The organism is Pseudomonas sp. BIC9C, assembly GCF_034541995.1.
Taxonomy (GTDB): Bacteria; Pseudomonadota; Gammaproteobacteria; order Pseudomonadales; family Pseudomonadaceae; genus Aquipseudomonas; species Aquipseudomonas fluorescens_CC.
In genome coordinates this window covers 120,743-145,912 of record NZ_JAWDGM010000003.1, presented here as the reverse complement: position 1 = coordinate 145,912, position 25,170 = coordinate 120,743, and the positions used below count along the sequence as shown (strand labels likewise).

The 25,170-nt window shown below is 61.0% G+C and carries 21 protein-coding genes; 12 read left to right on the top strand and 9 right to left on the bottom strand.

What is annotated here, in order from left to right:
* Positions 1-3: 3 nt before the first annotated feature.
* The 9 genes from prfB to RS887_RS15225 form a co-directional block, all read right to left on the bottom strand.
* Positions 4-1,099, bottom strand: a protein-coding gene (prfB, locus tag RS887_RS15265; RefSeq protein ID WP_322616022.1) for a peptide chain release factor 2 whose coding sequence is annotated in 2 segments (ribosomal slippage) — positions 4-1,026 and positions 1,028-1,099 — 1,095 coding nt in all. Because the reading frame shifts where the segments join, the coding sequence is not laid out codon by codon here.
* 246 nt (positions 1,100-1,345) lie between these two features.
* Positions 1,346-2,347 (bottom strand): PleD family two-component system response regulator, encoded by a 1,002-nt coding sequence (locus RS887_RS15260; RefSeq protein ID WP_322616021.1) that lies wholly within the window; start codon positions 2,345-2,347, stop codon positions 1,346-1,348.
* Positions 2,348-2,395: 48 nt separating this feature from the next.
* Positions 2,396-3,406 carry a chemotaxis response regulator protein-glutamate methylesterase gene (locus RS887_RS15255; protein WP_322616020.1) on the bottom strand — a complete coding sequence of 337 codons (1,011 nt, stop codon included), beginning with the start codon at positions 3,404-3,406 and terminating at the stop codon, positions 2,396-2,398.
* Entirely contained in the window at positions 3,403-5,679 is a 2,277-nt protein-coding gene (locus RS887_RS15250; RefSeq protein WP_322616019.1) for a hybrid sensor histidine kinase/response regulator, read from the bottom strand. The genes RS887_RS15255 and RS887_RS15250 overlap by 4 nt, the downstream gene beginning before the upstream one ends.
* Positions 5,676-6,356, bottom strand: a complete 681-nt coding sequence (locus RS887_RS15245) for a chemotaxis protein CheW (RefSeq protein WP_322616018.1) — start codon at positions 6,354-6,356, stop codon at positions 5,676-5,678. The genes RS887_RS15250 and RS887_RS15245 overlap by 4 nt, the downstream gene beginning before the upstream one ends.
* Positions 6,353-7,624, bottom strand: coding sequence for a CheR family methyltransferase (locus tag RS887_RS15240; protein WP_322616017.1), 1,272 nt, complete (start codon positions 7,622-7,624; stop codon positions 6,353-6,355). Before RS887_RS15240 ends, RS887_RS15245 begins: the two co-directional genes overlap by 4 nt.
* On the bottom strand, positions 7,621-8,157 hold the full coding sequence (locus RS887_RS15235; protein WP_322616016.1) for a chemotaxis protein CheW: 537 nt from the start codon (positions 8,155-8,157) through the stop codon (positions 7,621-7,623). The genes RS887_RS15240 and RS887_RS15235 overlap by 4 nt, the downstream gene beginning before the upstream one ends.
* Complete coding sequence (locus RS887_RS15230; RefSeq protein WP_322616015.1) at positions 8,157-9,779, bottom strand: methyl-accepting chemotaxis protein; 1,623 nt, start codon at positions 9,777-9,779, stop codon at positions 8,157-8,159. Before RS887_RS15230 ends, RS887_RS15235 begins: the two co-directional genes overlap by 1 nt.
* 336 nt (positions 9,780-10,115) lie before the next feature.
* Entirely contained in the window at positions 10,116-10,808 is a 693-nt protein-coding gene (locus RS887_RS15225) for a tellurite resistance TerB family protein (protein WP_322616014.1), read from the bottom strand.
* Positions 10,809-11,012: 204 nt separating this feature from the next.
* Here RS887_RS15225 and RS887_RS15220 point away from each other — a divergent pair, with 204 nt between their 5' ends.
* The 12 genes from RS887_RS15220 (at position 11,013) to RS887_RS15160 (ending at position 25,084) form a co-directional block, all read left to right on the top strand.
* Positions 11,013-11,927, top strand: coding sequence for a LysR family transcriptional regulator (locus RS887_RS15220; RefSeq protein WP_111281277.1), 915 nt, complete (start codon positions 11,013-11,015; stop codon positions 11,925-11,927).
* 147 nt (positions 11,928-12,074) lie between these two features.
* Positions 12,075-13,532: a gamma-aminobutyraldehyde dehydrogenase gene (locus RS887_RS15215; RefSeq protein WP_322616013.1), complete on the top strand. Its 1,458-nt coding sequence runs from the start codon at positions 12,075-12,077 to the stop codon at positions 13,530-13,532.
* Between the two features lie 84 nt (positions 13,533-13,616).
* Complete coding sequence (gene ydcS / locus RS887_RS15210; RefSeq protein WP_322616012.1) at positions 13,617-14,768, top strand: putative ABC transporter substrate-binding protein YdcS; 1,152 nt, start codon at positions 13,617-13,619, stop codon at positions 14,766-14,768.
* Positions 14,769-14,977: 209 nt separating this feature from the next.
* Positions 14,978-16,015: an ABC transporter ATP-binding protein gene (locus RS887_RS15205; RefSeq protein ID WP_322616011.1), complete on the top strand. Its 1,038-nt coding sequence runs from the start codon at positions 14,978-14,980 to the stop codon at positions 16,013-16,015.
* Between the two features lies 1 nt (position 16,016).
* Complete coding sequence (locus RS887_RS15200) at positions 16,017-16,964, top strand: ABC transporter permease (RefSeq protein ID WP_322616010.1); 948 nt, start codon at positions 16,017-16,019, stop codon at positions 16,962-16,964.
* Entirely contained in the window at positions 16,954-17,763 is an 810-nt protein-coding gene (locus RS887_RS15195; protein ID WP_322616009.1) for an ABC transporter permease, read from the top strand. Before RS887_RS15200 ends, RS887_RS15195 begins: the two co-directional genes overlap by 11 nt.
* A gap of 160 nt (positions 17,764-17,923) precedes the next feature.
* A complete protein-coding gene (locus RS887_RS15190) occupies positions 17,924-19,348 on the top strand; it encodes a gamma-aminobutyraldehyde dehydrogenase (RefSeq protein ID WP_322616008.1) in 1,425 nt (474 codons plus the stop codon).
* A 266-nt stretch (positions 19,349-19,614) separates the two neighbouring features.
* On the top strand, positions 19,615-21,099 hold the full coding sequence (locus RS887_RS15180; RefSeq protein ID WP_322616007.1) for an APC family permease: 1,485 nt from the start codon (positions 19,615-19,617) through the stop codon (positions 21,097-21,099).
* Between the two features lie 197 nt (positions 21,100-21,296).
* Positions 21,297-21,557 carry a CopG family ribbon-helix-helix protein gene (locus RS887_RS15175; RefSeq protein WP_322616006.1) on the top strand — a complete coding sequence of 87 codons (261 nt, stop codon included), beginning with the start codon at positions 21,297-21,299 and terminating at the stop codon, positions 21,555-21,557.
* Positions 21,523-21,813, top strand: a complete 291-nt coding sequence (locus tag RS887_RS15170) for a type II toxin-antitoxin system RelE/ParE family toxin (protein WP_322616005.1) — start codon at positions 21,523-21,525, stop codon at positions 21,811-21,813. Before RS887_RS15175 ends, RS887_RS15170 begins: the two co-directional genes overlap by 35 nt.
* 450 nt (positions 21,814-22,263) lie before the next feature.
* Positions 22,264-23,892, top strand: coding sequence for a glucan biosynthesis protein D (locus RS887_RS15165; RefSeq protein ID WP_322616004.1), 1,629 nt, complete (start codon positions 22,264-22,266; stop codon positions 23,890-23,892).
* A gap of 277 nt (positions 23,893-24,169) precedes the next feature.
* Positions 24,170-25,084 (top strand): glutamate/aspartate ABC transporter substrate-binding protein, encoded by a 915-nt coding sequence (locus tag RS887_RS15160; protein WP_322616003.1) that lies wholly within the window; start codon positions 24,170-24,172, stop codon positions 25,082-25,084.
* Positions 25,085-25,170 lie beyond the last annotated feature (86 nt).

Sequence of the window (25,170 nt, the reverse complement as noted above, 5' to 3'; positions counted from 1 at the left end):
TCTTTACAGGCCTGATTTCAGGCTCGCTTCCAGGTATTCATCGATATCACCGTCGAGTACCTTGTCGCAGTCACTGCGCTCGATGTTAGTGCGCAGATCCTTGATGCGCGAGGCATCGAGTACATAAGAACGGATCTGATGACCCCAGCCGATATCGGACTTGGTGTCTTCCAGCGCCTGGGACGCCGCGTTGCGCTTCTGCATTTCCTGCTCGTACAACTTGGCCCGCAGCATTTTCATGGCGGTGTCCTTGTTGGCGTGCTGGGAACGTTCGTTCTGGCAGCTGACCACGGTGTTGGTCGGTACGTGGGTGATACGTACGGCCGAGTCGGTGGTGTTTACGTGCTGACCACCGGCACCGGAGGAGCGATAGGTGTCGATCCGCAGGTCTGCCGGGTTGATTTCGATTTCCACCTTGTCATCGATCTCTGGCGAGACGAACACCGCGGAGAACGAGGTGTGGCGACGGTTGCCGGAGTCGAACGGGCTCTTGCGCACCAGACGGTGAACGCCGATCTCGGTCCGCAACCAGCCAAACGCGTATTCACCCTTGATGTGCACGGTAGCGCCCTTGATCCCGGCGACTTCACCGGCCGACAGTTCCATGATGGTCGCGTCGAAACCGCGTTTGTCGGCCCAGCGCAGGTACATGCGCAGCAGAATGTTGGCCCAGTCCTGGGCTTCGGTGCCGCCGGAACCGGCCTGGATGTCCAGATAGGCGTTGTTCGGGTCCATTTCGTGGCTGAACATGCGGCGGAATTCCAGCTTGGCCAGACTGTCCTCGAGACGGGCCAGCTCGGCGACGACATCGCCCACTGCGCCTTCGTCGTTTTCTTCGACGGCCATGTCCAGCAGGTCGCGGCAATCGGCCAGACCGGTGTTCAGCTCGTCCAGGGTATCGACGATTTGCGCCAGCGCAGCACGCTCGCGGCCCAACTCCTGGGCATATTCAGGTTTGTTCCAGACACTCGGATCTTCAAGCTCGCGATTGACTTCAGTCAGGCGCTCATGCTTTTGATCGTAGTCAAAGATACCCCCGAATAGTTTCGGAGCGCTCGGACAGGTCCTTGATGGTGTTCAGGATCGGGTTGATTTCCATGACGGGCAGCACTCGTTGGCGAACTTTTGAAAGCCGGCGAGTATACCGGGAAACGGCCGGTAACGGCAGTCCGCCTGGCCGAAAAGCCCGGCTCCACAAACGATCCTTGCAACGACGCAAAACCCTGTGGGAGCGGGCTTGCCCGCGATGGCGGTGTGTCAGGCGACGAAAATGTCGACTGTCAGGCCCTCATCGCGGGCAAGCCCGCTCCCACAGGGTCCTGCGTCGCCGCTCGGGGGATTCGAGTCAGCCGATGCCCACCTGATTGCGCCCATTATTCTTCGCCAGATACAGCCCCTTGTCCGCCGCCAGGATCAGGTCACGGCAATTGCTGCCGGTTTTCGGGGTGATGGTCGCCAGGCCAATGCTGATGGTCAGGCTTGAACCTTCGGTCGGGGAGCTGTGGGGGATCTTCAAGGCCTCCACGGTCATGCGCAGTTTTTCCGCCACCAGGCGCGCACCGCCCTGGGAGGTATTGGGCAGCACCAGGGCGAATTCTTCACCGCCGTATCGAGCCGGCAGGTCGGACGGCCGGGCACTGGCGTCACGGATCGCCGTGGCGACCTTGCGCAAGGCCTCGTCGCCTTCCAGGTGGCCAAAGGTGTCGTTGTAGGTCTTGAAGTAATCCACATCGATCATCAGCAACGACAACTGGCTCTGCTCACGCAACGAACGGCGCCATTCCAGCTCCATGTATTCATCGAAGTGCCGACGGTTCGACAACCCGGTCAGGCCATCGGAGTTCATCAGGCGTTGCAGCACCAGGTTGGTGTCGAGCAACTGCTGCTGGCTGACCCGCAACGCCCTGTACGCCGCGTCCCGTTGCAGCAGGGTCAGGTAGGACCGCGAGTGATAGCGGATGCGCGCAACCAGTTCGATGGTATCCGGTAGCTTGACCAGATAATCGTTGGCCCCGGCCGCAAAAGCCGCGCTCTTGATCAGCGGGTCTTCCTTGGTCGACAGGACGATGATCGGAATGTCCTTGGTCGCCGGGTGATTGCGGTATTCGCGCACCAGGCTCAGACCGTCAAGGCCGGGCATGACCAGATCCTGCAGGATCACTGTCGGTTTGATGCGGACCGCATGGGCAATGGCCTGGTGCGGATCGGAGCAGAAGTGGAAGTCGATGTTTTCTTCGTTCGACAACCCGCGCCGTACTGCCTCGCCGATCATCGCCTGATCGTCCACCAACAACACCATGGCGGCATTTTCGTCAGTCTTGAAGTCGTCGAGCTGTAATTCATTCATGTGCGTTCACCTGAGAACTGCCTGTGCCAGGATTGCTGCTAATGGTAGTCATTTTGGAAAGATCTCCAGCAATCGTGGCGCTATCTTTTCCAGCGGGCGTATTTCCACGGCGGCGTCGATGGCCGCGGCCGCCTTCGGCATGCCGTACACCGCACTGCTGTTTTGGTCTTGTGCGATGGTCAGGTAGCCCTGTTGGCGCATGAGTTTAAGCCCCTGGGCGCCATCACGCCCCATGCCGGTGAGCAAAACCCCCACGGCGTCACCGTTCCAGTGACTGGCCACGCTCTCGAAGAACACATCGATGGAGGGCCGGTAGATTTCATTGACCGGCTCGGCGGTGTAGGCCAGCGTGCCGTTTTTCAGCAAGCGAATATGGTGATTGGTGCCGGCCAGCAATACCGTGCCGCTTTGCGGCGGCTCGCCTTCCTCGGCCAGGCGCACGTCGAGGCCGCTGGCGCTGCCGAGCCATTCGGCCATGCCGGCGGCAAACACCTGGTCAACGTGCTGCACCAGCACGATGGCCGCAGAGAAATCACGCGGCAGCCCCTTGAGCAAGATTTCCAGCGCTGCCGGTCCGCCTGCGGACGAACCGATGGCGATCAGGCGCTGGCGCGAAGCCGAACCGCGTGGCGGGCCTGGCATTGGTCGCGGCTGATTACTTTTGTCGCCGATCAGCCAGCCGATGTTCACGATCTTGCGCAGCAACGGTTCTGCCGCCTCCCGGGCATTGCCGGCACCGAGGGCCGGGGTATCGACCACGTCCAGGGCGCCATGGCCCATGGCTTCGAACACCCGGTGCACGTTCTGCTTGCGATCCACGGTGACGATAACGACGGCACAGGGCGTTTCGGCCATGATCCGCCGAGTCGCCTCCACGCCGTCCATCACTGGCATGATCAGGTCCATCAGGATCAAGTCCGGCGTGTTTTCGGCACACTTTTGCACGGCTTCCTTGCCATTGGCGGCTACCCAGGTCACCTGATGCGCCGGCTCGAATGCCAGGGCGCGGCGCAGGGCCTCCACCGCCATGGGCATGTCATTGACGATTGCGATCCTCATGCACGCGCTCCTCCGATGAGCTCGACCACTGCATCGAGCAAGGCGTCGTCATGAAAACTGGCCTTGGCTAGATAATAGTCGGCCCCGGCATCCAGTCCACGGCGTCGGTCCTCTTCACGATCCTTGTAGGACACCACCATCACCGGCAGCGACTGCAGGCGATTGTCCCGACGCAGCAGCGTGACCAGTTCGATGCCGTCCATGCGCGGCATATCTATGTCGGTGATCAGCAGATCGAAATCCTCCGAACGCAACGCGTTCCAGCCGTCCATGCCGTCTACCGCAACGGCTACGTCGTATCCGCGATTGAGCAACAGCTTGCGCTGCAACTCTCGCACGGTCAGGGAATCATCCACCACCAGAATTCGTTTGCGGGCCGCCTCGACTACCTGATCGCTGTGACGGGCAATGCGCTCCAGGCGCCCCGTATTGAGCAGTTTTTCCACCGATCGCAGCATGTCTTCGACATCGACGATCAGCACCACCGAACCGTCGTCGAGCAAGGCCCCGGCGGAAATGTCCTGTACCTTGCCCAGACGCTCGTCCAGCGGCAGCACCACCAATGTCCGCTCACCGATAAACCGTTCCACCGCCACGCCGTAGATCGCATCGCGCTCGCGAATCACCACGACTTTCAGGGTTTGCCCACTGTTCTGGCTGGCCGGGCGTTGCAGCAATTGGCTGGCCGCCACCAGGCCGACATGCCGGCCTTCGTGCCAAAAGTGTTGACGACCTTCGACCTGCACGATATCCGCCGGCTCCAGATCGCACATGCGCTCGATGTGCGCCAGCGGGAAGGCATAGGCTTCGTCGCCGACTTCCACGACCAGGCTGCGCACCACCGACAGGGTCAGCGGCACTTCAAGGTGGAAACGACTGCCCTCGCCCGCCTTTTGCTCCAGCACCACTGCGCCACGCAACTGCCGGACCATGTGCTGCACAGCGTCCAGGCCGACGCCGCGACCGGACACCTCGGTGACCGTGTCGCGCAGACTGAAACCGGGCAGGAACAGGAACGTCAGCAACTCTTCTTCGCTCAACTGCGCAGCGGTTTGCGCGGGCGACAAATTTCGTTCAACGATACTGCGACGGACCTTTTCCAGGTCCACGCCGTTGCCGTCATCGCTCAACTCCAGCACCAGCAGACCGGCCTGATGCGAAGCTCGCAGGCGAATCAGACCTTCAGCCGGCTTGCCCGCCAGCAGGCGTTGTTCCGGGGTTTCGATGCCGTGGTCTACCGCATTGCGCAACAGGTGAGTCAGCGGCGCTTCGAGCTTTTCCAGTACGTCGCGATCAACCTGAGTCTTCTCGCCTTCAATCTCCAGTCGCACCTGTTTGCCCAGGTCGCGCCCCAGATCGCGGACCATTCGCACCTGCCCGGTCAGCACGTCGGCAAACGGCCGCATGCGGCAGGCCAGCGCCGTGTCGTACAACACCTGCGCCCGCTGGCTGGCATGCCAGGCGAACTCATCGAGTTCGGCGTTCTTTTCCATGAGCAACTGCTGGGATTGCGCAAGTAAACGGCGCGCATCCTCAAGGGTTTCCTGCACTTCCAGGCTCAAGGCGTAATCCTTGAGGTGAACGTTGAGACTCTCCAACGCTCGCAGGCTGTTGCTCTGCATGCGTTTGAGTCGCTGCATGGTCGCCAGGTGCGGTTTGAGCCGCTGGGTTTCCACCAGGGATTTGCTCGACAGATCGAGCAGGCTGTTCAGGCGTTCGGCGGTGACACGCAGCACACGTTCGCCATTTTCGGTGGTGCGTGTGCTGCGCGGGGCTGGAGCCGGTGGCGGTTCGACGGCAGGCGCCACCGGCTCGACCGTGGGCGCGGGCGCTTCGAGCTGAAGTTCGGCCATCACCGGTACAGCAGGTGCACCCGGCGAAACCGCAGGGTCGGGCAACAGCGTCATCAACGCCACATAGGCCTCGATGTCCACAGCCTCCGGGTTGCTGCCCGGCGTGGCGATACGCATCAGCAAATCGGTGCCTTGCAGCAACGCATCGATGTGCTCGGGGCGCAGCAACAGGCGCCCTTCCTGGGCACTGACCAGGCAATCTTCCATCACGTGGGCAACGCTGACCCCGGCATCGACGCCGACGATCCGCGCCGCGCCCTTGAGCGAGTGCGCGGCGCGCATGCACGATTCAAGCTGATCGGCCTGGGTCGGGTCACGCTCAAGCGCCAGCAGGCCGGCACTCAAGACCTGGGTCTGGGCTTCGGCTTCCAGGCTGAACAGCTCCAGCAAAGAGGTGTCGCGCATTTGCTCGGGGGTCATGTGAGGCTCCGGGTCACGGCGGACAGCAGCTGTTCTTCATCCAGCCAGCGCAGGCTGCGACCTTTGAATTGCAACACGCCACGGGTGTATTTGGCGCTCGCCTGTGCACCTGAGCGCGATGCGGTATCGAGGATGCGCTCGTCGATGGCGTGAATCCCGTCGACTTCGTCCACCGGCACCACCACCGGCCCACCATGGGCCGCGATGATCAGCATGCGCGGCATGACCCGCGTACCGGGTGCCACGTTGCTGGTGCCGTCGAGGCCAAGCAGCTCCACCAGTGACAGACAGGCAACCAGCGCACCGCGCACATTCGCCACGCCGAGCAAGGCGCGGGAACGCTGGTGTGGCAACGAGTGAATCGCCTGCAGCGGCGACACTTCCACCAAACTGCGCGTAGCCAGGCCCAGCCACTCTTCACCCAGTCGGAACATCAACAACGAGCGGGTTTTCACCTCGCTCTCGACCGCGACGGACGCTGGCCCGCGATCCTCCTGCTGCAATGCATAGCGATCGAGCAAGCGTGTAGCAGCCGCCGAATACACCGCACAATTGCGGCAATGAACATGTTCGGCCAGCAACGGGCAGGACTTGTCGCCGTGGATACCGATACGGTTCCAGCAGTCGTCGATGGCCTGGGCATCCCGGGTGACGCTGAAGGTATCGGAGGCGGTCATCGTTTACGCTCACTGTCAGCGGCGCGCCCGCTGCGCACGGCACGCGCCTGCAATCGTCTGGCTCCCGCCGCGTCGCCCTGGGCCTGCAGCAACGCGGCCAGGTGCATCAACGCGTCGGGATGTTGCGGTTCGAGGTACAACGCCTTGCGATAAAAGCCCTGGGCTTCCAGGACGTTTCCGGCGACATCGCTGAGCAGTCCCAGCCAATAGAACACCTGGGCTACCGGTTCATGACTGCGCAAATAGCTTTCACAAGCAGCCTTCGCCTCGGCGCTTTTGCCTTCGTTGGCCAGCGCGGCGATGTTCGCCAGCAGCACGGCCGTATCGGTACCAGACGTCTTCGGCGCAGCAGCCAGCGGCACGACACTGGCGAAAGGACGGCTGCGCACTGGTGCAGGCGGTGGAGTGCGCAGCGGTTGCGGCACAGGCAAGGGTGCTGGAACGTATGCCGGCAAGGGTTCAGGGTCCGAAGACCCTTGTCGACTGAACGCGAAGGACTGCGCGATACCGATCGAGCGCAGCCCCAAACGCCCCAGCAGACCACCTTCGGCCGGGCCGATAAACAGCACGCCGTCAACGTGGGTCAGGCACTTGAGCACTTCGAAGACTCGCTTCTGGGTCGGCTGGTCGAAATAGATCAGCAGGTTGCGACAAAACACGAAGTCGAATGGCGGCTCACCGGCCAACAAGGCCGGATCCAGCAGATTGCCGACCTGCAAACGCACCTGTTCCTGCACACGCGAGTTCAGACGATAGCCATCGCACTCGGCCATGAAGTGACGGTCGCGAAACGCGATGTCGTCACCCCGAAAGGAATTCTTGCCGTACAAGGCTCGCCTGGCTTTTTCCACCGACAACGGGCTGACGTCCATGCCGTCGACCTTGAACTGGTGTGGCTGGAGCCCGGCATCGAGCAACGCCATGGCGATCGAGTACGGCTCTTCGCCAGTGGAGCACGGCAAACTGAGAATCCGCAGTGCGCGCAGGTTGTTGATCTCGGCCAGACGCTTGCTCGCCAGTTTCGCCAGCGTGGCGAATGATTCCGGATACCGGAAGAACCAGGTTTCCGGAACGATCACCGCTTCGATCAATGCCTGCTGCTCGTCCCGCGAGCCCTGCAAGGTTCGCCAATACTCATCGGCCGAGAGTGCTTGCGAAGCGATGCTGCGCTGGCGCACCGCTCGCTCGATGATGGCCGGCCCCACCGAGGTCACGTCGAGTCCGATACATTCCTTGAGGAAGTCGAAAAAACGCTGATCGCTGTTCATGGCTGCTCCTCCAGCAGCGCCGGATCCATTGGCGGCGAGGGAAACAGCAAGGCGCGCACTTGATCCTCCAGCAGATCGCTGACCCGTACCCATTGCAGCAAGCCCTGCTCGTCCTTGCGGACCGGCCCGAGGTAAGGCGTCTGGCGATTGTCCAAGCCGTAGGGCTGAAAGTCCGCCGGATCGCAGCGCAAGGTGTCGGTCGCCTGCTCCAGGATCAGCCCGAGCAGCTGTGTCTCGCAGGTTTCATCCGGGCGATAGTTGACCAGCACCAATCGAGTACTGGTACGGGCCTGTGCAGGCGTACCAAACGTCAGTGCACTCAAGTCGATCACCGGCACCACAGCCCCCCGATAGGCGAACACCCCGGCGACCCAGGCGGGGGCATGGGGAATGGGCTTCAAGGGCAGGCGCGGCAGCACCTCCGCCACTTCGATAGCCTTCAAGGCATAGCGCTCGTTGCCGATGCGAAACACCAGAAACAATGCATGCGGCGCCTGCGTCACGGCAGAGCGTTTGGCCGTGATTTCGCTCATCAGACTTTGAATCGCGAAACGCCGCTGCGCAGCCCGACGGCTACCTGGCTCAGCTCATCGATGGCGAAACTGGCCTGACGCAGAGACTCGACCGTCTGGCTGCTGGCATCACCCAACTGCACCAGCGCATGGTTGATCTGCTCGGCGCCGGTCGCCTGGGCCTGCATGCCTTCGTTGACCATCAACACCCGCGGCGCCAGCGCCTGGACCTGATGGATGATCTGCGACAACTGCTCTCCGACCTGCTGTACCTCGGACATCCCGCGACGCACTTCTTCGGAGAACTTGTCCATGCCCATGACCCCGGCCGATACCGCCGACTGGATCTCGCGCACCATTTGCTCGATGTCGTAGGTGGCCACCGCCGTCTGGTCCGCCAGGCGCCGCACTTCGGTGGCGACCACGGCAAAACCGCGTCCGTATTCCCCGGCCTTCTCGGCCTCGATGGCAGCGTTGAGCGACAACAGGTTGGTCTGGTCAGCGACCTTGACGATGGTGACCACCACCTGATTGATGTTGCCGGCCTTCTCGTTGAGGATCGCCAGCTTAGCGTTGACCAGATCGGCCGCGCCCATCACCGAGTGCATGGTTTCCTCCATGCGCGCCAGGCCCTGTTGCCCGGAGCCGGCGGCCACGGAAGCCTGATCGGCGGCGGTGGAGACTTCGGTCATGGTGCGCACCAGGTCCCGGGAAGTGGCGGCGATCTCACGGGAGGTCGCGCCGATTTCCGTGGTGGTGGCGGCGGTTTCCGTGGCGGTGGCCTGTTGCTGCTTGGACGTCGCTGCGATCTCGGTCACCGACGTGGTCACCTGTACCGACGAACGCTGGGCCTGAGACACCAGAGAAGTGAGCTCGGTCATCATGTCGTTGAAACCGGTCTCCACCGCGCCGAATTCGTCCTTGCGCTCCAGGTTCAGGCGGCTGCTGAGGTCGCCAGTGCGCATGATCTCGAGGATTTTCACGATGCGGCTCATCGGCGCCATGATGGCGCGCATCAATAACAAACCGCATAGGCCGGCAGCCAGGACGGCCACCAGCAGGGAAATGCCCATGCTGATTTTTGCCGCAAGTACGGCGTCGTCGATGGCGGCCATTTCGTGATCGGCCACCGCTTTGTTTTCGCGGATGATGTCGTTGAGCTTCATGCGCCCTGCGGTCCAGGCCGGGGTCAGTTGCTCGGTGAACAACTTGACGGCCTCGGGCCCCTGGTTGCGGCTGTGCAGATCGAGCACAGCCGCCAGAATCTTGCTGAACTCCTCGTGCCGTTGTTCGAAAGCGGCAAACTCGACCTTGTCTTCGTCGGTCGTGACGGTGTTGCGGTAGTTGCCCATCTGCTCCAGCAGACGCGCTTCGAAAGCCTTGAACTCCGCAGCGTCTTCACTGCTGATGCCCTGCCCTTCTTTCAAGCCGAGCAATTCCTGTGTCTGCACGAAGGAGTCGACCCAGGCACTGCGAATCATCGAGCTGTAGTAAACCCCCGGCAAAGCGTCGTCCCGGACGCTGGCTTCGCTGTCTTCGATCTTCAGCAATCGCGAATAGGAGAGGACCACCATCAACAACATGATGGTGATAATTACCGCAAAGCTCGCCAAAATGCGTTGGCGCAACGTCCAGTTCTTCACAGTCAATCCTCAGGCCTGATTCGAAATGCGGGGAGTATAGCCGAGGGCGGTGTTTCATTTATAAGACGGATGCTCGCCACTTCCCATCCCGTTGAAAAAGGCGGGATCGGCTCTGGGTTGGGACTGTCCGCTATTGGAGGGGATGGGTGCCAGGGGTGATTAGGCAGAAAGGGACCGTGCAATGGTCATCAAGGAATGAGGTGTGACTGAAATTGTCATCGCGAGCAATCGAGCGTCGACCGGCTGCTCCCACATTTGACTTATGTCGCGAACAAATTCTGTGTTCGCAGCAATTCCCTGTGGGAGCGAGCCTGCTCGCGAATACAGCCTGAAGGTTTACAGGGAAGCCTGGCGAACCTGCTTCTCAAGCTCGGTTTTCAACCCCGGCTCCAGCTTGAGCTGCCGCGCCAGCTCGTCGAGGTAGGCCTTCTCCATGAAGTTTTCCTCGTCCACCATCATCACGCTGGCGATGTACATCTCGGCGGCGATTTCCGGGGAGCGGGCGGCGCTGGCGACATCGCTCGGGTCCAGCGGCTTGTTGAGTTCGGTGTGCAGCCAGTGTTGCAATGCCTGATCGCTGTCGAGCCGGCTGAATTCGCCTTCGATCAAGGCACGCTCACGCTCATCGACATGACCGTCAGCCTTGGCCGCCGCCACCAGCGCCTTGAGTATCGCCTGACTGTGCAACTCGACTTGCGCGGCGGGTACCCGGTCCAGGGTTTGCGGCTCCGTAGCGACTGCACCGCCCTGCTGCGACTGCCAGTTGCCGTAGGCTTTATAGGCCAGCACGCCCAACGCGGCGAGACCGCCGTAGACCGCGACCTTGCCCCCGACTTTACGGGCCTTTTTGCTGCCGAGCAGCAAGCCCATGGCGCCTGCCGCCAATGCCCCGCCGCTCGCGCCGGAGAGCAGACTGCCAAGGGCACCTATGCCCGCGTTCGCGCCCTTTTGCTGCGAGCCACCGGCCTTGTTCTGCAACAGGTCCTGGCCGGACTTGAGTAGTTGATCGAGCAATCCACGGGTGTTCATTCGCCGCCTCCACAAGACGTTTAACCGAAAACCAAGCCCACCAGCCTAGATCGAAAGCGCCCGATGGCTGCTCGCAAGAGTGCTTCGAGATGTTGCTCAAGTTTTTCTGCTGGCCGCTCGATGCTTGCGGCATACAGCGGCCTTTCAAAAAAAACGATATACACTCTCGCAAATCGATAAAAACAGCCCACCGGGTGCTTTCCCATGATGACCTTGCGCCAGATCCGTCATTTCATCGCCGTGGCCGAGACCGGCTCGATCTCGGCCGCCGCGCAAACCGCGTTCATTTCCCAGTCGACCCTGACCCTGGCCATCCAGCAACTGGAAGAAGAAATCGGCGTCAGCCTGTTCAGCCGCCACGCCAAGGGCATGACCCTGACCCACCAGGGGCATCAATTCCTGCGTCAGGCGCATTTGATCCTGGCCACCGTGGACAATGCCAAGCGCAGCCTGCAACAAAGTACCGACCAGGTTGCCGGGCAATTGATCGTCGGAGTGACCAGCCTGGTGGCCGGTTATTACCTGGCGGATTTGCTCACGCGCTTCCAGCGCGCCTACCCCAACGTGGAAATCCGCGTAATGGAAGACGAGCGACCGTACATCGAGCATTTGCTGGTCAGCGGCGAGATCGATGTCGGCGTGCTGATCCTCTCCAACCTAGAAGACCGCCACGCCCTGCAGACTGAAGTGCTGACCCACTCGCCGCACCGGCTCTGGCTGCCGGCCCAACACCCGTTGCTGGAACACGACAGCATCAACCTCGCCGACGTGGCCCGCGAGCCATTGATTCAACTGAACGTCGATGAAATGGACCGCAACGCCCAGCGCATGTGGTCCGCCGCCTCGCTACAACCGCGCATCACCCTGCGCACGGCCTCGACCGAAGCGGTGCGAAGCCTGGTGGCCGCCGGATTGGGGGTGTCGATCCAGCCCGACATGACTTATCGCCCGTGGTCACTGGAGGGCGACATCATTGAAGCCCGGCCGATTGCCGACCTCAGCCAGACCCTCGATGTCGGCCTGGCCTGGCGTCGCGGCACGGCGCGGCCGGCGCTGGTGGACCCGTTCCTCACGGTTGCCCGCGAACAACCCAACGGCGGGCGCAAGCCATCTATTTAATCGAATGCCACCTTCAGTATTTAGTATTTGTTGTCCTCGGGGCCGCGCACTAGTCTTGTGACATCTAATAAAGACAGCCGGCCCCCGGTCACAGGGAGCGCTGCCATGTCTACACAAGAAGCCACACAAGAAAAGAGAACCCGAAAAATGGCTGGTGCGCAGACCCCGTTGTTCACCGCATTGTTGATCGATGGTGAATTAGTCGCCGGTCAAGGCTGCGTGGAGCCGATTCTCAACCCCGCCACCGGGGAAGTCCTGACCCGGATCGCCGAAGCCAGCACCGAGCAGGTCGAAGCCGCGATCCTCGCCGCCCATCGTGCCTTTGCCGGTTGGTCACGCACCACACCGCAGCAACGTTCGAACCTGTTGCTGGACATCGCCAACGCCATCGAAAAAAACGCCGACCTGCTAGCCCGCCTCGAATCCATGAACTGCGGCAAGCCGTTGCACCTGGCCCGTCAGGATGACGTGAATGCCACGATCGACGTGTTCCGCTTCTTCGCCGGTGCCGTGCGCTGCCAGACCGGCCAGCTCAGCGGCGAATACCTGCCGGGCTACACCAGCATGGTGCGCCGCGATCCGATTGGGGTGGTGGCGTCGATTGCGCCGTGGAACTACCCGGTCATGATGGCCGCGTGGAAAATCGCCCCGGCCCTTGCCGCTGGCAACACGCTGGTGTTCAAGCCGTCGGAACACACGCCGCTGTCGATCCTGGCCCTGGCGCCAGCGCTGGCCGAGATCCTGCCACGGGGAGTGATCAACATCATTTGCGGTGGTGGCGAAGGCGTCGGCAGCCATTTGGTCAGCCATCCAAAGGTCCGCATGGTGTCGCTGACCGGCGATATCGTCACCGGGCAAAAAATCCTCCAGGCCGCCTCGAAAACGCTCAAACGAACCCACCTCGAACTCGGCGGCAAGGCCCCGGTGATCGTGTGCAACGATGCCGACATTCAGGCCGTGGTCGAAGGCGTGCGCACTTACGGCTATTACAACGCCGGCCAGGACTGCACCGCCGCTTGCCGCATTTACGCCCAGGCCGGGATTCATGACCGCTTGGTGGCCGAGCTCGGCGCGGCCGTCGCCAGCCTGCGCTTCGCCGGTAAACGCGACGCCGACAACGAAATCGGCCCGCTGATCAGCACCCGCCAGCGTGACCGCGTGGCCAGTTTTGTCGAGCGCGCCCTCGGCCAGCCGCACATCGAGCGGGTTACAGGTGCAGCCGTGCATTCCGGCGCCGGGTTCTATTACCAGCCAACCCTGCTGGCCGGCTGCAAGCAAAGTGACGAGATCGTCCAGCGCGAAGTGTTTGGTCCGGTGGTCACCGTGACCCGTTTCGATGAACTGGAACAAGCGGTGGACTGGGCCAACGATTCGGAATACGGCCTGGCCTCGTCGGTCTGGACCCAGAACCTCGACAAAGCCATGCAGGTCGCGGCGCGCCTGCAGTACGGCTGCACCTGGATCAACAGCCATTTCATGCTGGTCAGCGAAATGCCCCATGGTGGCCTGAAGCGTTCGGGCTACGGCAAAGACCTGTCCAGCGATTCGCTTCAGGACTACAGCGTGGTGCGACACATCATGGCCCGCCACGGCGAGCATCTCTGACTAAGCTGATAACAAGGCACCAACGGCCTGCTTCACCACGTTCAAGACACTGCCCCGACCATAATTAAAGAAGAGGGAATTCCCATGTTCGTGCACAAGACCGCACTGCTCTGTGCAATCACCACCGCGCTGCTGGCCAGTGCCAGCGTCCAGGCCGCCGAGCCGCTCAAAGCTGTCGGGGCGGGCGAGGGCCAACTGGATATTGTGGCCTGGCCTGGCTACATCGAACGTGGCGAGAGCGACAAGGCCTACGACTGGGTGACCGGTTTCGAGAAGGAAACCGGCTGCAAGGTCAACGTCAAGACCGCAGCCACTTCCGATGAAATGGTCAGTCTGATGGCCAAGGGCGGCTACGACCTGGTGACGGCGTCGGGCGACGCCTCCCTGCGCCTGATCGTCGGCAAGCGTGTGCAGCCGATCAACACCGCGTTGATCCCGAACTGGAAAAACCTCGACCCGCGCCTCAAGGATGGACCGTGGTACGTGGTCAACAAGCAAACCTATGGCACCCCGTATCAGTGGGGCCCGAACGTGTTGATGTACAACACCAACGTATTCAAGACTGCGCCCACCACCTGGGGCGTGCTGTTCAATGCGGAAAACCTGCCGGACGGCAAACCGAACAAGGGCCGCGTGCAGGCCTATGACGGCCCGATCTACATCGCCGACGCGGCGCTGTACCTGAAGTCCGCCAAGCCGGAACTGGGCATCAAGAACCCCTACGAACTGACCGAAGCCCAGTACAAGGCCGTGCTCGATCTGCTGCGCGCCCAGCAGCCGTTGATCCACCGCTACTGGCACGACACCACGGTACAGATGAGCGACTTCAAGAATGAAGGCGTGGTCGCCTCCGGCGCGTGGCCGTATCAGGTCAACGGCCTGATGAACGAGAAACAGCCAATCGCTTCGACCATTCCGAAAGAAGGCGCCACCGGTTGGGCTGACACCACCATGATGCACGCCGAGGCCAAGCACCCGAACTGCGCCTACAAGTGGATGGACTGGTCGCTGCAACCGAAAGTCCAGGGTGATGTTGCGGCGTGGTTCGGCTCGTTGCCGGCAGTTCCGGCAGCATGCACCGGTAGCGAACTGCTCGGCGCCGAGGGCTGCAAGACCAACGGTTTCGACAATTTCGACAAGATCGCCTTCTGGAAAACCCCGCAGGCTGAAGGCGGCAAGTTCGTGCCGTACAGCCGCTGGACCCAGGACTACATCGCAATCATGGGCGGTAGATAGTTTGTGAGATGACACCGTCCCTGTGGGAGCGGGCTTGCTCGCGAAAGCGGTGTATCAGCCGGCATCAATGCTGACTGTGATGGCCTCTTCGCGGGCAAGCCCGCTCCCACAGGGGCTCTCCACAGCCAGCACAGCGTATTCGATTCAGACTTTTCAGAAGTCCAGGCAGGGCCGCTGCGACGGCCTTCGCCTTTTTGGAGCACCGCGCCATGACACTTGCAGTCCAGTTCACCAACGTTTCCCGTCAATTCGGCGAAGTGAAAGCTGTTGACCGGGTTTCCATCGACATCCAGGACGGCGAGTTCTTCTCCATGCTGGGACCTTCCGGTTCGGGCAAAACCACCTGTTTGCGCCTGATCGCCGGTTTTGAACAACCGAGCGCAGGTTCCATCCGTATTCATGGTGTCGAAGCCGCCGGGCTGCCGCCCTACCAGCGTGACGTGAACACCGTGTTCCAGGATTACGCGCTGTTCCCGCACATGAACGTTCGCGACAACGTCGCCTACGGACTGAAAGTCAAAGGCGTCGGCAAAGTCGAACGCCAGAAGCGCGCCGAAGAAGCCCTCGACATGGTCGCCCTCGGTGGCTACGGCGACCGCAAGCCTGTGCAACTGTCCGGCGGTCAGCGCCAGCGTGTGGCCCTGGCCCGCGCCCTGGTCAACCGCCCACGGGTGCTGCTGCTCGACGAACCCCTGGGTGCACTCGACCTGAAACTGCGTGAGCAAATGCAGGGCGAACTGAAAAAGCTGCAACGCCAGCTCGGCATCACTTTCATCTTCGTCACCCACGACCAGACCGAAGCGCTGTCGATGTCCGACCGTGTGGCGGTGTTCAACAAGGGGCGCATCGAACAGGTCGATAGCCCGCGCAACCTGTACATGAAACCGGCCACCACCTTCGTGGCGGAGTTCGTCGGCACTTCCAACGTGATTCGCGGCGACCTGGCCCGGCAGTTGAGCGGCAACCCGCAACCGTTCTCGATTCGCCCGGAACACGTGCGATTCGCCGACGGCCCGCTGGCCAGCCACGAGATTGAAGTCAGCGGTTTGCTACATGACATCCAGTACCAAGGCAGTGCAACCCGCTATGAGCTGAAACTGGAAAACGGCCAGACCCTGAACATCAGCAAGGCCAACAACCAGTGGCTGGACACCAGTGCACAGCACCAGACCGGACAACGCATCAGCGCACGCTGGGCACGCGAGGCAATGATTCCGTTGCACGATACCGTTGCAGGCGGGGTGTGAGATGAACACCGTGGCCATCCCTCAATCTGCGGCCAGCGGCTCACTGCTGCGCAGGTTTTCCAACCTGCTGTATCGCCGGCCGAATTTTTACCTGTCGTTACTGCTGGTACCGCCGCTGCTGTGGTTCGGCGCGATCTACCTGGGTTCATTGCTGGTTCTGCTGTGGCAAGGTTTCTACACCTTCGACGACTTCACCATGGCGGTCACCCCTGACCTGACCCTGGCTAACTTCACCGCGCTGTTCCAGCCGTCGAACTTCGACATCATCCTGCGCACCCTGGGCATGGCGATTGTCGTGTCGATTGCCAGCGCCATCGTCGCGTTCCCGATTGCCTACTACATGGCGCGCTACACCACGGGCAAGACCAAGGCGTTTTTCTACATTGCGGTGATGATGCCGATGTGGGCCAGTTACATCGTCAAGGCGTACGCCTGGACGCTGCTGCTGGCCAAGGGCGGCGTGGCGCAGTGGTTCGTGCAGCACCTGGGGCTGGAACCGCTCCTGCAATTGGTGATGGGCATTCCAGGCTTTGGCGGCAGCACCTTGTCGACCTCGCACCTGGGCCGCTTCATGGTGTTCGTCTACATCTGGCTGCCGTTCATGATCCTGCCGATCCAGGCCTCGCTGGAGCGTCTGCCGCCCTCGCTGCTGCAAGCCTCCGCCGACCTCGGTGCCAAGCCTGGCCAGACCTTCATGCAAGTGATTCTGCCGCTGTCGGTGCCGGGCATTGCCGCTGGCTCCATCTTCACCTTCTCGCTGACCCTGGGTGACTTCATCGTGCCGCAACTGGTCGGCCCGCCCGGCTACTTCGTCGGCAGCATGGTGTACGCCCAGCAAGGGGCCATCGGCAACATGCCAATGGCCGCCGCCTTCACCCTGGTGCCGATCGTGCTGATCGCCATCTACCTGTCCATCGTCAAACGACTGGGGGCCTTCGATGCACTCTGAGAAAGCTTCCATAGGCCTGCGCATCGCAGCCTGGGGCGGGTTGCTGTTCCTGCACTTCCCGATCCTGATCATCTTTCTGTACGCCTTCAACACCGAAGACGCGGCGTTCAGCTTTCCACCCAAGGGCTTCACCCTGAAGTGGTTCAGCGTGGCGTTCTCGCGGCCGGACGTGCTCGAAGCCATCAAGCTGTCGTTGCAGATCGCCTCGATTGCCACCCTGATCGCCATGATCCTCGGCACGCTGGCCTCGGCCGCACTGTACCGCCGGGACTTCTTCGGCAAGCAGGGCATCTCGCTGATGCTGATCCTGCCGATCGCCTTGCCGGGGATCATCACCGGGATCGCGTTGCTGGCGACGTTCAAGACGCTGGGAATCGAACCGGGGATGTTTACCATCATCGTCGGTCACGCGACCTTCTGTGTGGTGATCGTCTACAACAACGTCATCGCCCGCTTGCGCCGTACCTCCCACAGCCTGATCGAAGCCTCGATGGACCTCGGCGCCGACGGCTGGCAGACCTTCCGCTACATCATCCTGCCGAACCTCGGCTCGGCGTTGCTGGCCGGCGGCATGCTCGCGTTTGCGCTGTCGTTCGACGAAATCATCGTCACCACCTTCACCGCCGGACATGAACGCACCCTGCCGCTGTGGCTGCTCAACCAGCTCAGCCGCCCACGGGACGTGCCGGTGACCAACGTCGTGGCGATGCTGGTGATGCTGGTGACCATGCTGCCGATCCTCGGCGCCTATTACCTGACCCGTGGCGGCGAGAGCGTTGCGGGGAGTGGCGGGAAATAAATCAGGAACAGACAACCACATCCCCTGTGGGAGCGGGCTTGCCCGCGATGACTGACTGACATTTAACACATGTGTCGACTGTAAGGCCGCTATCGCGGGCAAGCCCGCTCCCACAGGGGCCGGTTTCAAAACAAGATCTGCTTTGAAGAGGACAAATGCCATGCAAACCAAGCTCTTGATCAACGGCCAACTGCTCGACGGCGAAGGCCCCGCCCAACCTGTGTTCAACCCGGCGCTGGGTCGTGTGCTGGTGGAAATCAACGAAGCCAGCGAAGCCCAGGTCGATACCGCCGTACGCGCCGCCGACGCCGCGTTCGACAGCTGGTCGCAGACCACGCCGAAAGAGCGTTCGCTGCTGTTGCTCAAGCTCGCCGATGCCATCGAAGCCCATGGCGAAGAGCTGGCCAAACTGGAGTCGGACAACTGCGGCAAGCCTTACAGCGCTGCGCTGAACGACGAGATCCCGGCAATTGCCGACGTGTTCCGTTTCTTCGCCGGCGCCAGCCGCTGCATGAGCGGTTCGGCCGGTGGCGAGTACCTGCCGGGGCACACCTCGATGATCCGCCGCGATCCGGTGGGCGTGATCGCCTCCATCGCGCCGTGGAACTACCCATTGATGATGGTCGCCTGGAAAATCGCCCCGGCCCTGGCCGCCGGTAACACCGTGGTGCTCAAACCGTCGGAACAGACTCCCCTGACGGCCCTGCGCCTGGCCGAACTGGCGTCGGATATCTTCCCGGCCGGCGTACTCAACCTGGTGTTCGGCCGTGGTCCTACCGTCGGCAACCCATTAGTCACTCACCCGAAAGTGCGCATGGTGTCGCTGACCGGTTCGATTGCCACCGGTTCGAACATCATTTCCAGCACCGCCGACACCGTCAAACGCATGCACATGGAGCTGGGCGGCAAAGCCCCGGTGATCATCTTCGACGACGCCGACATCGATGCCGCCGTCGAGGGCATCCGCACCTTCGGCTTCTACAATGCAGGGCAGGACTGCACCGCTGCCTGCCGCATCTATGCCCAGGAAGGCATCTACGAGAAGTTCGTCGAGAAACTAGGCGCCGCCGTCAGCAGCATCAAGTACGGCTTGCAGGATGATCCGTCGACCGAACTCGGCCCGTTGATCACCGCGCAACATCGTGACCGTGTCGCCAGTTTCGTCGAACGCGCCGTGGCCCAGCCGCACATTCGTCTGATTACCGGAGGTAAAGCGGTGGAAGGCGATGGCTTCTTCTTCGAACCCACCGTGCTGGCCGATGCGCAGCAGGATGACGAAATCGTCCGTCGCGAAGTGTTCGGGCCAGTGGTGTCGGTCACCAAATTCACCGATGAAGCACAGGTGCTGGGCTGGGCCAACGATTCGGACTACGGCCTGGCCTCTTCCATATGGACCGCCGATGTCGGCCGCGCCCATCGCCTGTCGGCCCGTTTGCATTACGGCTGCACCTGGGTCAACACGCACTTCATGCTGGTCAGCGAAATGCCTCACGGCGGTCAGAAGCTGTCCGGTTATGGCAAGGACATGTCCATGTACGGACTGGAGGACTACAGCGTCGTACGCCATGTGATGTTCAAGCACTAGCAGGAGCAAGCTTGCTCGCGATGGAGGTCAACGATGACGCGGGAAACCTGACGCCCCGCGGTGCTCTCAGGCCCCTCGCGAGCAGGCTCGCCCCTACAGGACCGTGCCCTGCTTCACCTCGGTTTCAAGGCAGAAACCGGCAATACGCACCACCAGGCTCCACCCCAAAGAAGTCAAAACAATAACCACCGATCCGGGCGGTGCCCTCAAGGCCCCGTCACGGTTTCGGACATCCGAAATCTGCCGATTTTCCGGAGCAAATACACATGAGTGCATCACCCGATCTCTCAGCAGCCGTTGCCGACAGCGATGCCGAGCAGCTACGCAAACTGGGCTATACCTCCAACTTCAATCGCAGCATGAGCCTGTGGGAAAACTTCGCCCTGGGCTTCACCTACCTGTCCCCGGTCGTCGGGGTTTATACCCTGTTCGGCCTGTGCCTGGCCGCGGGCGGGCCACCGATGTTCTGGGCTTACTTGCTGGTCGGTTGCGGCCAGTTGCTGGTGTGCCTGATCTTCGGCGAAGTGGTTTCGCAGTTCCCGATTTCCGGCGGCGTGTACCCATGGGCCCGCCGCCTGGTGGGCAAGCGCTGGGCGTGGATGGTTGGCTGGATCTACTCCATCGCCCTGTGCGTCACCATCGCGGCGGTTGCCGTGGGTGCCGGTCCGTACCTCGCCGCCATGATGGGCTTTGAACCGAGCAACAACACCAACATCATCATCGCCCTGTTCCTGACACTGTTCGCCACCCTGGTCAACCTCAGCGGCACCAAGGCGCTGGCGCGGATCGCCATGTTCGGCTTCCTGTGTGAACTGGTCGGTGCCGTGATCGTGGGCGTTTACCTGCTGATTTTCGAGCGTCATCAACCGATCAGCGTGCTGTTCAACACCTTCGACATCAGCGTCGACGGCTCGTACCTGCCGGCGTTCCTCACCGCTTCGCTGGCGGGGATGTTCCTGTACTACGGCTTCGAGGCCTGCGGCGATGTGGCCGAAGAAACCCCGAACCCGAGCAAGCAGATCCCGGTGGCCATGCGCATGACCATCTACATCGGTGGTATCGCGGCAATGTTCGCCTGCCTGGCGCTGATCCTGGCCGTGCCGGACATGCAAGCAGTGATCAACGGCACCGACAAGGACCCGGTCACCACCATCCTCAACAACGCTTTTGGCCCCGTCGGTTCGAAAGTGGTGATGGGTGTGGTGATGATTTCCTTCATCTCCTGCGTGATCAGCCTGCAAGCAGCGGCCAGCCGTCTGCTGTATTCCTACGCCCGTGATGAAATGGTCATCGGCAGCCGACTGCTGAAGAAGATTTCCCCTACGACTCAGGTTCCAGTTGCCGCGCTGTTCGTGTCCGGCGTCCTGCCGGCACTGATCATCATCCTCGGCTTCTTCCTGCAAGACGCGGTGGCCACCATCGTCAGTTTCGCGGCCATCGGCATCTACCTGGCGTTCCAGATGATCGTGCTCGCGGCCCTGTACGCCCGCATGAAAGGCTGGAAACCGAGCGGCAAATTCAGCCTCGGTGCCTGGGGCTGGGCAGTGAACATCGGCGCGCTGGTCTACGGTGTCGGAGCCATCATCAACATGGCCTGGCCACGTACGCCGGATGCCGCGTGGTACATCAACTACGCGATGGTGCTCAGTACCGCCATTGTGATTGGTCTGGGGCTGCTCTACATGTGGATCGCCAAGCCGTATGACCACGGCACGGCGCCTGCGGGGGATGCGTGGAAGGTCAGTCGCTGACCGCGTTTGCCCCGGTACTGAAGAGTGCCGGGGCAATCAGGGCAATCCAATCATTTCGCAACATTTTCCTCCCGTCTCGCGCCAGTATCTCCAGCTAGAGTTTCGTCACGAATGCACGCTGCATCGGTTGACGAATCTGACGGGAAAGCCTAGGGTGTTTACGTCGTATACGGCGTATACACTTTAGGAGAGCCATCATGGCCTCACCCGTTTTGTCTTTTCGCGTCGAAGAACAATTGGCACAGCAGCTGGATTTACTGGCTGCGGCGACCGACAGAGATCGTCAGTACCATCTCAAGCGTGCATTGGTTCGATATGTGGAAGCCGAGTCCTGGCATCTGCAAGCCATCAGTGAAGGCATCGCCGATGCCGACGCGGGGAAACTCACCGATCTGGATGCCGTGAAGGCTAAGTGGGCAAAACGTGCCGAGCGTAGTACTGACCGAAAAAGCCGATAGCGATCTCGATACCATCCACGAACACTACCGAAAGGTCGTTGGCGCACAAGCCGCTCTCGAAATCATTTCCACGATCTTGCAATCCTTTGAACGATTGGAACAGTTTCCCGGCTCGGGCAGACCTTCAGGCATGCCCGATGTCCGAGAGTTGGTGCTTGGCCGTTATCCCTTTATCGCCCCTTACCGATTTTCCCAAGGCCAGGTACAAATTCTGCGCTTACTGCATCAGCGATCCGAGCGTTCTCAGGACTGGTAGATGAGGACATCCAGTCATGGCGGGTGCTCCATTGTTCAAAACCTCGAAACACACCTCATTGCGTCCACCAGATACCTCATCGCCCTCCCCCTTTTCAGCAGCTGCATCGTGCCGACTGAAGCGCATCGGCCTTTCGGGCATAGACTGGTCATGCACACAGAATAGAAATAATCCGGACGCTGAAAAGCGGCTTTCAGAGCAATTAGTCGAAAAAAGCAGAAATACCCTCTGAATCAGAAACCCCTGTCGGAATTGTTTCCCGACATGTCTTGTTTCATTGCCGGGCCAGCGCATTGCCATCAATCAATTCTGCTCTGCAATCGAACGGTTTAAGCTATCCGGCATCTGTTTCAAAGTCCGTTGCGTTTGGCCGAAGGCATGTCCGAACCGATATTTCTGATCCAGCACGTGCCAGGAACGGCGCGGGATTGTTCACGACAGGTTGTATTTATGCACCGCAGGAACTTGCTCAAAGCCTCCATGGCCATTGCGGCCTATACCGGCTTGTCCGCCACGGGCCTGCTGGCCGCCCAGGCTTGGGCCGCCAACGCCGGCACCGCTGATGGCGAGGCCACCGCGTTCGACTTCGAAGCGCTGAAAGTCCAGGCCAGACAGCTCGCCAGCAATCGCTACCAGGACACCAAGCAACAGTTGCCGCCGACCCTGGCGACCATGACGCCGCAGAACTTCAATGCGATCCGCTACGACGCCAACCACTCCTTGTGGAATGACCTGAACGGTCAGCTGGATGTGCAGTTTTTCCATGTTGGCATGGGGTTCAAGCAACCGGTGCGCATGTACAGCGTCGACCCCAGGACTCGCCAGGCGCGTGAAGTGCATTTCCGCCCATCACTGTTCAACTATGAAAACACCACGGTCGACACCGCACAGCTCAAGGGCGACCTGGGTTTTTCCGGCTTCAAGTTGTTCAAGGCCCCGGAACTGGACAAGCACGATGTCGTGTCTTTCCTTGGCGCCAGTTACTTCCGTGCAGTGGACGCCACCGGCCAGTACGGCTTGTCGGCCCGCGGCCTGGCCATCGATACCTACGCCAAAAAACGTGAAGAATTCCCCGATTTCACCAAGTTCTGGTTCGAGACGCCGGACAAGGACAGCACCCGCTTCGTGGTCTATGCCCTGCTCGACTCGCCGAGCGCCACCGGTGCCTACCGCTTCGATATCGACTGCCAGGCCGAGCGCGTGGTGATGGAGGTCGACGCCCACATCAACGCCCGCACCGCCATCGACCAATTGGGCATCGCGCCGATGACCAGCATGTTCAGCTGCGGTACCCACGAACGCCGGATGTGCGACACCATTCACCCGCAAATCCACGACTCCGATCGCCTGGCCATGTGGCGTGGCAACGGCGAGTGGATCTGCCGCCCGCTGAATAACCCGGCGACCCTGCAATTCAATGCTTTCGCCGACAAGGACCCGAAAGGTTTCGGCCTGGTACAGACCGACCACGAGTTCGCCAGCTATCAGGACACCGTCGACTGGTACAGCCGCCGCCCGAGCCTGTGGGTCGAACCGACCACCGCATGGGGCGAAGGCTCGGTCGACCTGCTGGAAATTCCCACCACCGGCGAAACCATGGACAACATCGTCGCCTTCTGGACCCCGAAGAAACCGGTGGCCGCCGGCGATTCGCTGAACTATGGCTACAAGCTCTACTGGAGCGCGCTGCCACCGGTCGGCACGCCGCTGGCGCGGGTCCACGCCACCCGTTCCGGGATGGGCGGCTTCACCGAAGGCTGGGCGCCGGGCGAGCATTACCCGCCAGTCTGGGCCCGTCGTTTCGCCGTGGACTTCACCGGCGGTGGTCTGGACCGCTTGCCAGAGGGCGCGGGCATCGAGCCGGTGGTTACTTGCTCGAACGGCGAGGTCAAGGATTTCAGCGTACTCAAGCTGGAGGACATCAAGGGCTACCGCATCCTGTTTGACTGGTACCCGACCAATGACAGCGTGGAGCCTGTCGAGCTGCGCCTGTTCATCCGCACCAACGACCGCACGCTGAGTGAGACCTGGTTGTACCAGTACTTCCCGCCCGCCCCGGACAAGCGCAAATACCCCTGATCGCCGGGCTGCGCCCAACCTGCATTCGGTTTTCCGAACGCGACCTGACGGTCGGTTCGGTTAACCGGATCACCTCACTGAAATTTCAGCGCATAAAATATTTAATTTCCTTATAAATCAATACTTTGACTAATTCAGACTGGTCTGGCACGAGTCATGCTCTACACTTCTTCGACGAATGTCCTTTGCGCCCACTCATCGTAGCGCTCAGGTGTTTTGCAGCACAAAAGGGCCGATGAACTGGCTCCATAAAAAAAACAATGTCGAGGAAAATTTGATGCGCATCGTTCCCCACATCCTGGGCGCAGCCATTGCTGCCGCTCTGATCAGCACGCCAGTTTTCGCCGCCGAACTGACCGGCACCCTGAAGAAGATCAAAGAGTCCGGTGTCATCACCCTGGGCCATCGCGACGCTTCCATTCCGTTCTCCTACATCGCGGACGCTTCCGGCAAACCGGTCGGCTACTCCCACGACATTCAGCTGAAAGTCGTTGAAGCGCTGAAAAAAGATCTCGACATGCCGAATCTCCAGGTCAAATACAACCTGGTGACCTCGCAAACCCGCATCCCGCTGGTGCAGAACGGCACCGTGGACCTTGAGTGCGGTTCCACCACCAACAACGTCGAGCGTCAGCAGCAAGTTGACTTCTCCGTCGGCATCTTCGAAATCGGTACTCGCCTGTTGTCCAAGAAGGACTCGGCCTACAAGGATTTCGATGACCTGAAGGGCAAGAACGTCGTGACCACCGCCGGTACCACGTCCGAGCGCATCCTCAAGTCGATGAACGCCGACAAGCAGATGGGCATGAACGTCATCTCCGCCAAAGACCACGGCGAGTCCTTCCAGATGCTGGAATCGGGTCGTGCCGTTGCGTTCATGATGGACGACGCACTGCTGGCGGGTGAAGCCGCCAAGGCCAAGAAGGCCGATGACTGGGCCGTGACCGGCACTCCACAGTCCTTCGAAATCTACGGCTGCATGGTGCGCAAAGGCGATGAGCCATTCAAAAAGGCTGTGGATGACGCCATCAAGGCCACCTACGCGTCGGGCGAGATCAACAAGATCTACGAAAAATGGTTCATGCAGCCAATCCCGCCAAAAGGCCTGAACCTGAACTTCCCGATGAGCGACGAACTCAAGGCCCTGATCGCCAATCCCACCGATAAAGCGGCTGACGACAAGAAATCCTGATTTCTGACTAACCTTATCTCCTGACAGGGCCCAGCCCTTTCAGGAGATTGCATTCCCTGCTGGCATTTTCTGGAAGCACTCGAACC

What these genes read in the sequence shown, in the direction of transcription:
- RS887_RS15260 (WP_322616021.1), bottom strand. Translation starts at nt 2,347, where the DNA reads ATGAATGAATTACAGCTCGACGACTTCAAGACTGACGAAAATGCCGCC.
- RS887_RS15255 (WP_322616020.1), bottom strand. Translation starts at nt 3,406, where the DNA reads ATGAGGATCGCAATCGTCAATGACATGCCCATGGCGGTGGAGGCCCTG.
- RS887_RS15250 (WP_322616019.1), bottom strand. Translation starts at nt 5,679, where the DNA reads ATGACCCCCGAGCAAATGCGCGACACCTCTTTGCTGGAGCTGTTCAGC.
- RS887_RS15245 (WP_322616018.1), bottom strand. Translation starts at nt 6,356, where the DNA reads ATGACCGCCTCCGATACCTTCAGCGTCACCCGGGATGCCCAGGCCATC.
- RS887_RS15240 (WP_322616017.1), bottom strand. Translation starts at nt 7,624, where the DNA reads ATGAACAGCGATCAGCGTTTTTTCGACTTCCTCAAGGAATGTATCGGA.
- RS887_RS15235 (WP_322616016.1), bottom strand. Translation starts at nt 8,157, where the DNA reads ATGAGCGAAATCACGGCCAAACGCTCTGCCGTGACGCAGGCGCCGCAT.
- RS887_RS15225 (WP_322616014.1), bottom strand. Translation starts at nt 10,808, where the DNA reads ATGAACACCCGTGGATTGCTCGATCAACTACTCAAGTCCGGCCAGGAC.
- RS887_RS15220 (WP_111281277.1), top strand. Translation starts at nt 11,013, where the DNA reads ATGATGACCTTGCGCCAGATCCGTCATTTCATCGCCGTGGCCGAGACC.
- RS887_RS15215 (WP_322616013.1), top strand. Translation starts at nt 12,075, where the DNA reads ATGGCTGGTGCGCAGACCCCGTTGTTCACCGCATTGTTGATCGATGGT.
- ydcS (WP_322616012.1), top strand. Translation starts at nt 13,617, where the DNA reads ATGTTCGTGCACAAGACCGCACTGCTCTGTGCAATCACCACCGCGCTG.
- RS887_RS15205 (WP_322616011.1), top strand. Translation starts at nt 14,978, where the DNA reads ATGACACTTGCAGTCCAGTTCACCAACGTTTCCCGTCAATTCGGCGAA.
- RS887_RS15200 (WP_322616010.1), top strand. Translation starts at nt 16,017, where the DNA reads ATGAACACCGTGGCCATCCCTCAATCTGCGGCCAGCGGCTCACTGCTG.
- RS887_RS15195 (WP_322616009.1), top strand. Translation starts at nt 16,954, where the DNA reads ATGCACTCTGAGAAAGCTTCCATAGGCCTGCGCATCGCAGCCTGGGGC.
- RS887_RS15190 (WP_322616008.1), top strand. Translation starts at nt 17,924, where the DNA reads ATGCAAACCAAGCTCTTGATCAACGGCCAACTGCTCGACGGCGAAGGC.
- RS887_RS15180 (WP_322616007.1), top strand. Translation starts at nt 19,615, where the DNA reads ATGAGTGCATCACCCGATCTCTCAGCAGCCGTTGCCGACAGCGATGCC.
- RS887_RS15175 (WP_322616006.1), top strand. Translation starts at nt 21,297, where the DNA reads ATGGCCTCACCCGTTTTGTCTTTTCGCGTCGAAGAACAATTGGCACAG.
- RS887_RS15165 (WP_322616004.1), top strand. Translation starts at nt 22,264, where the DNA reads ATGCACCGCAGGAACTTGCTCAAAGCCTCCATGGCCATTGCGGCCTAT.
- RS887_RS15160 (WP_322616003.1), top strand. Translation starts at nt 24,170, where the DNA reads ATGCGCATCGTTCCCCACATCCTGGGCGCAGCCATTGCTGCCGCTCTG.